This is a genomic window from Veillonella sp., assembly GCF_018364065.1.
Taxonomy (GTDB): domain Bacteria; phylum Bacillota; class Negativicutes; order Veillonellales; family Veillonellaceae; genus Veillonella_A.
In genome coordinates this window covers 259,455-272,667 of record NZ_JAGZMO010000004.1, presented here as the reverse complement: position 1 = coordinate 272,667, position 13,213 = coordinate 259,455, and the positions used below count along the sequence as shown (strand labels likewise).

Sequence of the window (13,213 nt, the reverse complement as noted above, 5' to 3'; positions counted from 1 at the left end):
CTTGCGCACTAAGTACACCGGCAGTACAGATTGTTATGAATTAATTACATTACCCTTAATGGTAGCATCTTTTTCATCTTTCGACAAACGGAAAAAGTTGTAAACTGCTTCCGCCGCTTTCTGATTCATGCCGGGCACCGCCGCGAGCTCTTCCACAGAGGCCGCCTTGATGTATTCCAGCGTATTAAATGCGTCCCACAAGGCCTTGCGCCGTTTCGGTCCAATCCCTTCGATGTGATCAAGAATGGACTCCAAGTTACGTTTACCGCGCAATTTACGATGATACGTAATGGCAAATCGATGGGCCTCATCACGGATTTGCTGTAACAGTTGCAATTCCGGCGAATGATGGGAAAGGATAATACTATCCGACTGCCCTTCTACGAATACTTCTTCGATTCGCTTTGCCAATGAAATAACCGGCACATCCGTTACGCCTACGGCACGAATGAGCGGCAAAGCCGCATTTAACTGGCCCTTGCCACCGTCAATGATAATCAGGTCCGGCATAGGCCAGTCCGTTTCATTGCCGTAGCGGCGCGCCATAATTTCCGCCATAGATTTAAAATCATCCGGCTTGCCCTGTACGGTTTTCAACTTAAAGCGGCGATATTCTTTTTTCGCCGGCTTGCCGTCTTCGAACACCACCATGGACGCTACAGTTTCACTGCCCTGCGTATGGGAAATATCGAAACATTCCATACGTTCCGGCAGTCGCGGCAAGTCCAATACTTCCGCCATTTTTTTCACTGCTCCGCCGCTCTTGTCCAGATCATACTGCCATTGGCGACGACGTTCGGCCAAGAAGTTCTGTGCATTTTCTTCAGCCATTTTAATTAAATCCCGTTTGAAACCGCGCTGCGGCACTGATACTTCCACATGTTGCCCCTTCATCTGGGAGAACCATTCTTCAAAGAGTGCCCGCTCTTCCGTTTCATACGGCAACAGTACTTCTTTCGGTACAAAGCTGGCACCGCCGTAGTACTGTTTAATAAATTCAGTCATAATATCCGCTTCGGAGTCGCCGTCATTTCTGATAAAGAAATTTTCGCGTCCCAGCATGCGTCCCTGGCGTATGAAAAATACCTGTACGCATACCATGGCCGCTTCCATGGCGAGACCGATTACATCAATGTCGCCGCGCTGTGTTACCATGCGCTGTTTTTCTCTCAGTTTATCCAGCGCCTGCAACTGATCGCGCAGCTGTGCGGCCTTTTCAAAGTCCAAATCCTCCGCAGCCGCTTCCATCGATGCTTTCAATTCATCCAACAAAGGAATATGTTTGCCTTCCAGCACCTGCACAATTTGATCAATATAGGTGCGATATTTTTCCTTGCTTACCAGGCCCACGCAAGGGGCTTCGCAATAGCCCAAATGATACTGCAGGCAGGGGCGCTGCACCTTCATGCTCTGACAGGTGCGCAACGGAAAATGGCGGCGGAACAGCTTAATCGTCTGATGTACCGCCGTCACATCCGTAAAGGGCCCGAAATACTTGGCACCGTCACGCTCCATGCGCCGCACCATAATGACGCGAGGAAAATCTTCCTGCACCGTTACTTTTACATAGGGATAGGTTTTATCATCGCGGAGCATAATATTATACTTCGGATGATGTTCCTTGATGAGCGTATTTTCTAAAATGAGCGCTTCCATCTCCGTCTTGGTCTGGATGACTTCCACGTCGACGGCCCGCTTCATCATAGCCGTAACTTTAGGGGCGCGGTTCGCATCATGGCGCACATAGGAGCGCACGCGATTGCGAATATTGACCGCCTTTCCTACATAAATAATTCGCTTATATTGATCACGCCAAATATATACACCGGGCGTTGTAGGCAAATGGCTTATTTTCTCCAGTACTTCTTCACTGACCATTACATACCGCCTTTCATATATGGTTGCTATTAAGCCACTCTATTTAACGTTTTTAAACTTTTAGATACTCTATATACAACTTTTAGCTACTTTATATAGTCGCTGTAGCTACGATTATATAGCTTCTTTATATAGTCTCTCTAACTGCGATTATATAGCTGCTTTATATAACCATTTTATTTCGCAGCTTTTTTCATAAAAGCTCTTGTTTTATCCAATACAGGTTTTAAGAACTTGCCTGTATAGCTTTCCTTCAGCTTGCAAATCGCTTCCGGTGTACCGGTGCCTACGATGGTACCGCCGCGTGTACCGCCTTCCGGCCCCAAGTCGATAATATGGTCCGCCGTTTTGATTACATCCAGGTTGTGTTCAATTACGACTACCGTATCACCGCCGTCAACCAGCTTCTGCAATACATCGAGCAACTTGCGAATATCTTCCGCATGAAGACCGGTGGTCGGTTCATCCAGAATGTACAAGGTCTTGCCGGTGCTGCGACGAGCCAACTCAGTGGCCAGTTTGACACGCTGTGCTTCACCACCGGATAAGGTGGTAGCCGGCTGGCCGAGACGGATATAGCCCAGACCTACTTCCTGTAAGGTTACCAATTTGCGGTGAATCTTAGGAATAGCCTTGAAGAAATCTACCGCTTCATCTACAACCATGTCCAATACGTCAGCGATGGATTTGCCTTTGTACTTCACTTCCAAGGTTTCCCGATTGTAGCGGGCCCCTTTACAAACTTCGCAAGGCACATACACATCCGGCAGGAAGTGCATTTCGATTTTAATAATCCCGTCACCACGACACGCTTCACAACGGCCGCCGCGCACGTTAAAGCTGAAACGGCCCTGTTTGTAGCCTCGAATCTTCGCTTCCGGTGTCTGGCTGTACAACTCGCGAATAGAATCAAACACGCCGGTATATGTCGCCGGATTGGAACGTGGCGTACGACCGATTGGACTCTGGTCGATATTGATGATTTTATCAATATATTCTACACCGCGAATCTCTTTATGAGCACCCACTTTATGGTAGGAGCGATACAGGCGATTAGCCAAGCCTTTATATAAAATCTCATTAACCAACGTGGATTTGCCGGAACCGCTCACGCCGGTTACAACGGTAAACACACCTAGGGGGAATTTTACATTAATATTCTTTAAGTTATTTTCCTTGGCGCCGCGCACTTCCAATTCGTTGCCGTTGGATTTACGACGTTCTTCCGGTACCGGAATGAACTTCTTGCCGCTCAAGTACTGGCCGGTAATGGAATCCGGATTGGCCATCACTTCTTCCACCGTACCTTGCGCCACCACCTGGCCGCCGTTTTCGCCGGCACCCGGGCCGATGTCTACAAGATAATCGGACGCCATCATAGTATCTTCGTCATGTTCAACGACGAGCAATGTATTGCCTAAATCGCGCAATCCTTTCAAGGTGGCGATTAAGCGGTCATTGTCGCGTTGATGAAGACCGATGGACGGTTCGTCCAAAATATACAATACGCCTACAAGTCCGGAACCGATCTGTGTAGCCAGGCGAATACGCTGCGCTTCACCGCCCGATAAGGAACCGGCATTACGGCTCATTGTGAGGTAATCCAAACCAACATTGTTCAAGAACATGAGTCGCGCTTTAATTTCTTTTAGAATCTGCGCACCGATAAATTTTTCACGGTCCGTCAATTCTACAGTGTCGAAGTACTCTACCGCTTCGCTGATAGATAAGTCTGTCACTTCTACAATGTTCTTGCTGCCTACGCGAATGGCCAATGCTTCCGGTTTCAAACGGGCACCGCCACAAGTCTTACAAGGCTTAACGGACATATATTCTTCAAAAGCTTCGCGCATGGAGTCCGTAGTAGCTTCACTGTGACGGCGTTTCACCATCGGCAAAATCCCTTCGTACGGTTGACGATAGGTCTTCACTTCGCCGCTCATATTTTCGTATTCAAAGCTTACTAAATCAGAACTGCCGTTCATGACCAGTTGTTGCAACTTCTTAGGCAATTCGTTGTACGTATTTTCCAAGCTGTAGCCGTGAGACTGCAACAAACCATCCAACTGACGCATGAACCATGCATTAATATTGGAGCTCAACGGTTTAACCGCTCCATCAATAAACGGAATATCTCCGTCAGGAATCACTCGCTCCTCATCCACTTCCATGGTGCTGCCGATGCCGGAGCATGCGGGACAGGCACCGAACGGACTGTTGAAGGAGAACATGCGCGGTTCAATAGGCGGCAAGGAAATATGGCAATCAGGACAGGCAAAGTGCTGGCTGTACATATGCTGCTCGCCGTCCACTTCCTGAACGATTACCATGCCGTCACCCCATTTGGCCGCCGTTTCCATGGAGTCGGTCAAACGGGATGTAATACCGTCTTTCACTACCAGACGGTCAATCACTATATCAATGGAGTGCTTCTTGTTTTTCTCCAGTTCAATGTCTTCATCTAAGAGGCGAATTTCGCCATCTACGCGAACACGGACAAAGCCTTCTTTGCGAAGCTTTTCAAATACCTGTTTGTGTTCGCCTTTTTTACCTGCCACATGAGGTGCCATGATTAAAATCTTTGTACCTTGCGGTAGGCTGAGTACATCATCGCTCATCTGCTCTACAGACTGCTGTGTAATCGGCTTGCCGCAACTTGGACAATAGGCACGGCCCACGCGAGCAAATAAAAGTCGCAAATAGTCGTAAATATCCGTTACGGTCCCCACGGTGGAACGGGGGTTGCGACTGGTCGTCTTCTGATCGATGGAAATGGCCGGTGACAGACCTTCAATATAGTCCACATCCGGTTTATCCATCTGGCCCAAGAACTGACGGGCATAGGCGGACAACGATTCCACATAGCGTCGCTGTCCTTCCGCGTAAATCGTATCGAATGCGAGGGACGATTTGCCGGAACCGCTCAGGCCGGTGATGACGATAAATTTATCGCGAGGCAAGGCGACATCAATGTTCTTAAGATTGTGCTGTCTTGCTCCTTTTACTATAAGTTCTTCTTTCACCATAACCTCCCGGTTAATGCATATATGTTAACGTCCTTTACGGTCACGCACATCCTGTAAATCGGATAACTGCTGACGCAAGAGGCCCAATTTGTCTCGTAATTCCGCCGCTTTTTCAAATTCAAGCTGTTTGGCGGCCGCCTTCATCTGGCGGGTTGTTTCTTCAATTTCATTGAATACATCTTCTATAGTAACAGCCGGTTCCACCTGATCTGCCGCAGCTGCCACCGGTGCAGCTGCTGTATCTGCAGCGGCTTTCTTGGAACCGCGCTTAGCCCCCGCTTTACCGGAAGCCTTACCGGAGGCACCGCGTCCGGATTTGGCTTTGCCCGCTTTTCCAGTGCCGGCTTTGCCGTCTTCACTGACGCCATATACTTCCGTTACTTCACCTACTGCCTGACTTTCTTCTTCCAGTTTAGTCAATTCAATAAGTTCCTTAACTTCCTTCTTAATCGACTTCGGCGTAATATTGTGCTCTTTGTTATACGCAGCCTGCACATCGCGACGACGTTCCGTCTCCCCAATGGCTCGTTCCATAGAACCCGTCACGCGGTCCGCGTACATAATAACGCGGCCATGTTCATTACGGGCTGCACGGCCGATTGTCTGAATCAAGGACGTATCACTGCGCAGGAAGCCTTCCTTGTCCGCATCAAGAATGGCCACCAGAGAAACTTCCGGCATGTCCAAACCTTCACGGAGCAAGTTAATCCCTACGAGCACGTCGAAGACGCCGGCTCGCAGATCGCGAATAATATCCGCACGTTCAATGGTAGCAATATCGGAGTGCAAATAACGCACCCGTACGCCCACTTCTTTCAAGAATTCCGTCAAGTCTTCCGCCATCTTCTTCGTCAGCGTCGTCACCAATACACGTTCATTCTTCTTCGCCCGGTCCTTGATTTCGCCGAGTAAATCATCCATTTGCCCCTTAATCGGACGGATTTCAATTTCCGGATCCAACAAGCCTGTAGGACGAATGATCTGTTCCGCAATATTGGTTTGCGATTCCATTTCATAGGGTCCCGGCGTTGCCGAAACGTATACGATCTGATTGATTCGCTCTTCGAACTCTTCGAATTTTAAAGGACGGTTGTCCAAGGCGGACGGCAAGCGGAACCCATATTCAATAAGGTTCGTCTTACGAGCCCGGTCACCATTATACATAGCGCGAATCTGAGGAATTGTCACATGAGATTCGTCGATTAAAATCAGAAAATCGTCAGGGAAATAATCAATCAAGGTAAATGGTGCTTCCCCCGGTTTGCGGTTCGACATGAGGCGCGAATAGTTTTCGATGCCGGAACAGTAGCCCATTTCCTGCATCATTTCGATATCGTAACGAGTACGCTGCTCTAATCGCTGTGCCTCTAACAAACGGTCCTTGCTCTTTAAAAAGCGCAACTGTTCGTCCAGCTCATCTTCAATACGGCTGATGGCTACCCGCAGTTTTTCCTGCGTCGTAACATAGTGAGAAGCCGGATAGATGGCCACGTGCTTGCGTTCCGCAATGATTTCGCCTGTAAGCACATCGATTTCCGATAAGCGGTCGATTTCATCGCCGAACAATTCAATGCGAACTACACGCTCACTATAGGCGGCCGGGAACACTTCAATAACGTCGCCGTGCACGCGGAATGTACCGCGTGTAAAATTGATGTCATTACGTGTATATTGAATGTCTACCAGCTTTTTCAAAATGTCGTCACGACTGCGCTCCTGGCCAAGTCGAAGAGATACAACCAGGTCGCTATAGTCTTCCGGGTCACCTAAGCCGTAAATACAGCTTACGGAGGCCACGATGATTACGTCGCGCCGCTCAAAGAGACTCATTGTGGCGGAGTGGCGCAATTTATCGATTTCGTCATTAATAGACGCATCTTTTTCTATATAAGTATCAGTGGACGCAATATACGCTTCCGGCTGATAAAAATCGTAATAAGAAACAAAGTATTCCACCGCATTATTAGGGAAGAAACTTTTGAACTCGCTACAGAGCTGTGCCGCCAATGTTTTATTGTGCGCAATAACCAAGGTCGGTTTCTGTACGCCTTCAATAAGCTTCGCCATGGTATACGTTTTCCCCGTACCCGTAGCCCCCAACAACACTTGGGCCCAGTCGCCCTGCTCCACACCGTTCACTAAGGACGCTATGGCCGTCGGTTGATCGCCCATAGGTTCAAAGGGAGCTTCGACTTTAAAAGGCGTACCCGGTCCTTCATAGTTTCGATGAATGGATGCATGTGCCATTACTTAATGTCCTTTCCCCTTTGCGGCCTGCTCGCGCGCCGCCGCTTCTTCTTCGCGGACACGGTCAATATGTTCCTGCAACTGTTTCCGCTCAAGTTCATTCATTTCGCGGCGAATTTCATCGCGCTGTTCTGCCGTATCAGGTCCTTCCAACACTTCAATCAACAAAGCTACCGCTTTCTGATTTACCCCGGTCTGCAAGCTGATTTCCATCGGCATTTCCCACTGTTCGGACGTGAAGTTTTTAATTCGTTCGTCCAAATCTTTCCAGTTGGCCAATACCAAACGGGTTACAGGACGGTACATTTCCGCCACATAATCCACTAAATCTCCAATGAGTTGAATAACCTCTTCAGGAGCGCCATAGCCGTTGTTCTTGTTTTCCAGACGTGCGTAAGCCTCCAACTTTTCTCTCGTTAAGTTAAAATTCACTTGTATCAATCCTTTTCAAACAATGCATTCGCAAAGTCCGCTGCATTAAACGGCTTCAGGTCATCCATTTTTTCACCGATGCCGATCCAGCGCACAGGAACGCCTAACTCTTCTTTTACTGAAATAACTACACCGCCCTTGGCCGTGCCGTCAAGTTTCGTTACCACAATGCCTGTAATCGGCACTGCTTCACCGAACAATTTAGCCTGACTCACCGCATTTTGACCGGTTGTGCCGTCAAGGATGAGCAAGGTCTGATGAGGCGCGCCCGGAACCTGGCGGTCCGCCACGCGACCGATTTTTTTCAATTCTTCCATCAAGTTTGTCTTCGTATGCAAACGTCCGGCCGTATCAATGATAACAATGTCCGCCTGACGGGCTTTGGCAGATGCCAGCGCATCGAATACAACGGCTGCCGGATCGGCCCCTTCCTGATGTTTTACAATTGGCACACCTACGCGCTCAGCCCAGATAGTCAGCTGTTCGGACGCCGCCGCTCTGAATGTGTCGGCCGCCGCTAAAAGCACGGATTTGCCTTGTGTTTTATAATAGTTGGCCAACTTGGCGATAGTTGTTGTTTTGCCAACGCCGTTTACGCCTACTACGAGGATAACTTCCGGTGAATGAAGCGGTAATTCTTCTTCCTGTTCACCGAGCAGTCGCTTAATACAATCTTCAATAACAGGCATTACGTCTCCGGTATTTTTAATCTGACCGGACGTAACACCGCGGCGAATTTCCTTCATGAGGTAGTCGGTTGTTTTTACCCCTAAGTCGCCGGTAATCATGGCCACTTCCAAGTCATCAAGAAAATCGTCGTCAATTTCAGCATAGCCGATAATTACCGTTTCAATCGTTTTAGTCAGTTTCTTCTTTGTATCTTTAAGGGCATTGCTGAATGCATTAAAAAATCCCATTACATATCCTCCTTCACATCTTCAAAGGCTACGGTCAATAAGCGCGATACGCCCCGTTCCACCATGGTTACACCCTGGAGAACCTGCGCCGCTTCCATTGTGCGCTTGCGGTGCGATACTACAATAAACTGCGTATCGTCGCCTAAACGCTGTAAATATCGGCCGAAACGTTCCACATTTGCTTCGTCCAGTGCGGCATCCACTTCGTCAAGTACACAGAATGGAGCCGGTTTAAAATCTAAAAACGAAAACAGCAATGCAATTACGGTTAACGCCCGTTCACCACCGGATAACAGCGTCAGCTGCTGCTGTTTCTTTCCCGGTGGCTGAATATAAAAATCAATACCACTGTTTAAAATATCTGTTTCATCAGTTAAGGCAATTTGTGCCGTACCGCCGCCGAACAATTGAGCAAATACAGTTTGGAACCGTTCGCCTACCTTAATCAGTACATCGTTCAGCTTTTCAGACATGGCCGCATCAATCTCCTGGATAACTGTTTCCAGCTGCGCCTTTGCCTGTTCCAGATCCGTATGCTGATTATGGTAAAATTCCTGATTCTTCAATGCCTGTTCGTACTCTTCCACAGCGGCCGGGTTGATTGGTCCCAACGCTTCAATCTCCTGACTGAGCGCTTCTTCCTGAGCTCGCCAATCCGCCACGACACCATCCGGCTTCAACTCCTGACCTTCTTCCTTGGTAAAGCCCAATTCTTCCAGTCGGGCCAACGCCTGGGTACTGCCCATTTCATACTTGGCCAAGAGCCCTTCCATATGGCCCAGTCTCTGCTGCAATTTGCGCAAACGACTTTCCATTTCCATACGGCTGCGGCTCATACTGTCCAACGTAGAGCGCTGCTCTTTCGTCGCCGTGTAAAGAACTTCTCGTTCTTCTTTAAGCGTCTGCGCCTCCTCCTGTTTTGCTTGCAACTCTTTATTAAGAGCTGCAATGCGCTGCGGAAGTTCCTTGTCCACCTGCTCTTTTGTGAGCGCCACTTCATCCTGAAGCGGTACCAGTCGGCGAGTGGCTTCTTCAATAGAAACTTCCCACTCCTGAATCTGGCTTTCCCGGTGACTCTGTAACTGTCGCAAACTTTCACAGGCCAGATGCGCCTCATTATAGGTCGTCATCGCTTCCTGATGAGCGGTCTGACAGCGGGATAATTCCTCCAGCAGTTCACTTTGGCTGGACGTGCCTTCGCCATTTTTCTTGAAGCCCGATAATTCTTCCGTGCGGCTCAAAAGAAGCTCATCCGCTGACTTGATGCGCTGCACCAGGTCAACCTGTTTTGCCTTATTCTCCTGCAACACGCGGCCTTTGCGGGCATGACGTTCTTCACCGAGCTTCAATGCGGATTGGCCGTTCATAACCTGCATGTGCGCTTCTTCGTACGCACTGTTTAAGGTTTGCGCCGCTCCTTCCAGTTCGCCGATAGTACGATTCACATCGTCCAGTTTCTGCTCCAGCCCGTGCAACGCCTGTTCCGCTTTTACTTTATCTGCTTCCAGGCTCTGAACTTCTTCTTTGCGGGCCATAACAGACGCTTTACGGCGTTTTACCTGGCCACCTGACAGTGAGCCTCCCGGTTGGAACTGCTCGCCCCCTAAGGTGACAATACGCAATTGCTGCTTGTATTTCTTTTGCAGCTCAATAGCCCGTTCCATCGTAGTCACTACGAGTACGCGGCCCAATAAATATCTAAAAATACCTTCGTAATCTGCATCGAATTGAATGCAGTCTACGGCCCGGCCCAGTACGCCGTCTTCAGCCAATGCAGGCGTTTCCGCCACATGACCTTTCACAGTTTCCATAGGCAGGAACGTAACGCGGCCTCCCTGGGTTCGTTTTAAATGGGTAATCCCTGCGGAAGCCACCGCCGGTGTGGTCGTAACAATGTGATTGATCGAACCGCCCAGCGCAATATCAATGGCCGTCACAAACTTTGCTTCTACAGTGAATAAGTCACCTACAGCACCGCGTACTCCGCTGCGCCACGACTCTTTCGCTCGCAGCACATTGCGCGTACCTTCCTGATAGCCTTCATATTGCTCTTCCCACTGAGCCAGCACATCCAAGCGCCCGTCAATGGTTTGGATCTGCCGCTTAATAGTCTGCAATTCACCTTCAAGGCCGCGGCGTTGGTTATATGACTCCTGCAATGTTTCGCGCTTGCTCTGACGCTCCGCGCCGGCTTTTTCCTGTGCCTTCAACAGCGCATCATAGTTAGCCTGCAGTGTCTGCAACTCTTCGCCGGTTTCCTGTTCTTCACCGATTAACGTCTGAATCAGTCGGTCCAGTTCCACCGACTGTGCCTGCAAGTTCTGCACTTCCTGGCGGCTCTGTTCCACCTGGCCTACCAACTCAAGTTGGCGATTGTGGCGGGATTCTTCTTCCGCCTGCAAGGTCTGCAGTTCATTTTGCTTCACCAACAGGGCCTTATACATTTCGTCCTGTACGGATTTTAACTGTGCCGCTGCCGCTTCCTTCGCCTCTAACTCGCCTACACTGTCCGCCACCAGCTTCTCGTGCATCAACTTTTTCTGTTCATCCGTCGTACGGGACATGATGAGTTCCGTAGCGCGGCGATTTAAGTCTTCCAAGTTTTTTTGCGCCGTGCGAAGCTTTTCGTCTTCCAGCTTAACATCACCTTGCAAAGCCGTTACAGCTTGCTGCGTTTCACTGTACGTTTCGTCAGCCTCACGGAGAATTTCTTCCTTCTTCTCCGTATCCAGTTTCAGCTGTTCATACGCCGCATCCTGCTTGGATAACTCAGTCTGCAGCTCCACATCTTCATTGGTTAAGCTGATTTTTTCATTTTCCTGTTTCGTAAAAAGGCGGTCCGCCACTTTGTAGTCATGGAACGCTAAGGCGCCGTCATAAATACGCTTCGTGCGACTTAATTCGCCGTAGAGTTTCGTCTTCTCCGCCTTCTCAGCTAAGGGCTCAATCTGTTCCTCCAAGCTGGCCATCAAGTCCGCCACACGCTCCATATTGCGTTCCGTTTGCCCCATACGGCGCAACGCTTCTTCTTTGTCCATTTTCGAACGGGCAATACCGGCCACTTCTTCGAAAATGAGACGGCGTTCTTCCGGTTTACTGTTCAATATCGCATCTACGCGGTTCTGACCGATAATGGCCATGGAATCGCGCCCCAAGCCTGTATCAGCCAATAAAGCGTGAATATCTTTTAGACGACACGCTTTGCGGTTGATTAAAAACTCACTGTCCCCATTGCGATAAATGCGTCGTGTAATGGCCACTTCCGGAAAGTCCGTGTCCAATCCGCGATCCGCATTATCAAAAATTAAAGTTACTTCTGCCGAACTTAAGGGGCGGCGCTTCTCCGTACCGGAAAAGATAATATCCTCCGCCTTCTGACCGCGCAACTGGCGTACGTTGGACTCACCCAATACCCAGCGCATAGCATCCGTAATGTTACTCTTACCACTTCCGTTCGGACCTACGATGGCAGTCATTCCGGGGGAAAATTTTACAATTGTCTTATCCGCGAAAGATTTAAAACCTTTCATTTCTAATCTTAGGAGCTGCATGCCTACCACCTTTTAATAATCAATTCATCGAATTTTTGTGTACCCTTTATTATAACATAATCAGAGCATATATTTAACATTATCTATGTAAATATAAATATGCTCTTCATCATGTAAATTGCGGTCTTCTTCCCACTTCCAGGTAAATTGCGGGTACATCTTATTAAAATAATTATAATTACTTCGCTTCAATCCGCGCACCTTGGAAGTTAGCGAACGTGCGTACGAAATTATGACAGTTTGTTGCTGACATTCATGTGCATATTTTTCTATAAACTCTTCAATCCGCAACCGCCACTGACGATTAATAACCATTTCTCCCATAGCCGGCTCATAAGGCCCGCCTACAAGGGAAACGCCATTATCCAGTTCTTCCGTGCTTTGCAATCCGGTGCGAATAATATAAATCCCTTTAGATTCCAAATAGGTCTTCAAGAAGGCGCTGTACACCACGGCCTGCTCAGTGCTTAACGGCGTATAAGTGCCGTCTTTCACCTGATCCGCCAATTCCGTATCTTCAATGACGAGGACGGGATAAATGCGTCCGAAGTCCGGCTCCGTATTCGCGATGGCTACAGCTGTATGCACCAAAGTCTTCCAGGTTTCGCCGGGCAATCCCGGTAACAGCTGAATGCCCACCTTGATGTGATTTTCTTTTAATCGGCCTACCGCTTCCACTACCTGATCTGATGTATGGCCCCGTTTAGAGTTTCGCAATATGTCATCATCCATGGACTGTACGCCGATTTCCACCGTACTTACACCGTACGCCTTTAAACGGTCAATGGCGTCCTGCTCCAAAGCATCCGGCCGTGTAGAGCAGCGAATGCCGTCAATACGGCCTGCCTTTAACGCTTCATAAGCCGGCTTCAACAAGGACTCCTGCAAATCTGCCGGCAAGGCTGTGAAACTGCCGCCGTAAAACGCCACTTCCCAATATTTTTCGTCTCGTTTAGAGCCAATATATTCATCAATAGTCGCGTCAATGTCTACAGAAAACGCCGGCGCCTCATGGGCGGCAATGCGATGCTGATTACAGAAAATACACTGTTGCGGACACCCGGCGTGAGGTATATAGAATGGAATCATTCCTAGCGGCTTTGTATAAAATTTACTATTCAATCCCATATATCCTCCTACTCATATGATATACGAAAGAGGA

At 48.8% G+C, this 13,213-nt stretch carries 7 protein-coding genes; all 7 read right to left on the bottom strand.

Annotated elements, in window-relative coordinates; translation table 11 throughout:
- Nucleotides 1–33 precede the first annotated feature (33 nt).
- Nucleotides 34–1,878 carry an excinuclease ABC subunit UvrC gene (uvrC, locus tag KHZ77_RS06130; RefSeq protein WP_295196749.1) on the bottom strand — a complete coding sequence of 615 codons (1,845 nt, stop codon included), beginning with the start codon at nucleotides 1,876–1,878 and terminating at the stop codon, nucleotides 34–36.
- 176 nt (nucleotides 1,879–2,054) lie between these two features.
- Entirely contained in the window at nucleotides 2,055–4,901 is a 2,847-nt protein-coding gene (gene uvrA / locus KHZ77_RS06125; protein ID WP_295196746.1) for an excinuclease ABC subunit UvrA, read from the bottom strand.
- Between the two features lie 27 nt (nucleotides 4,902–4,928).
- Nucleotides 4,929–7,151, bottom strand: coding sequence for an excinuclease ABC subunit UvrB (gene uvrB / locus KHZ77_RS06120; protein ID WP_295196744.1), 2,223 nt, complete (start codon nucleotides 7,149–7,151; stop codon nucleotides 4,929–4,931).
- A gap of 3 nt (nucleotides 7,152–7,154) precedes the next feature.
- Nucleotides 7,155–7,583 carry a hypothetical protein gene (locus KHZ77_RS06115; protein ID WP_295196743.1) on the bottom strand — a complete coding sequence of 143 codons (429 nt, stop codon included), beginning with the start codon at nucleotides 7,581–7,583 and terminating at the stop codon, nucleotides 7,155–7,157.
- Nucleotides 7,584–7,588: 5 nt separating this feature from the next.
- Nucleotides 7,589–8,500, bottom strand: coding sequence for a signal recognition particle-docking protein FtsY (gene ftsY, locus KHZ77_RS06110; RefSeq protein WP_295196740.1), 912 nt, complete (start codon nucleotides 8,498–8,500; stop codon nucleotides 7,589–7,591).
- Nucleotides 8,500–12,051: a chromosome segregation protein SMC gene (gene smc, locus KHZ77_RS06105; RefSeq protein ID WP_295196737.1), complete on the bottom strand. Its 3,552-nt coding sequence runs from the start codon at nucleotides 12,049–12,051 to the stop codon at nucleotides 8,500–8,502. Before smc ends, ftsY begins: the two co-directional genes overlap by 1 nt.
- Before the next feature lie 60 nt (nucleotides 12,052–12,111).
- The gene (locus KHZ77_RS06100) at nucleotides 12,112–13,179 is read right to left on the bottom strand and encodes a radical SAM protein (RefSeq protein WP_295196736.1); all 1,068 of its coding nucleotides are present in this window, start codon (nucleotides 13,177–13,179) and stop codon (nucleotides 12,112–12,114) included.
- Nucleotides 13,180–13,213 lie beyond the last annotated feature (34 nt).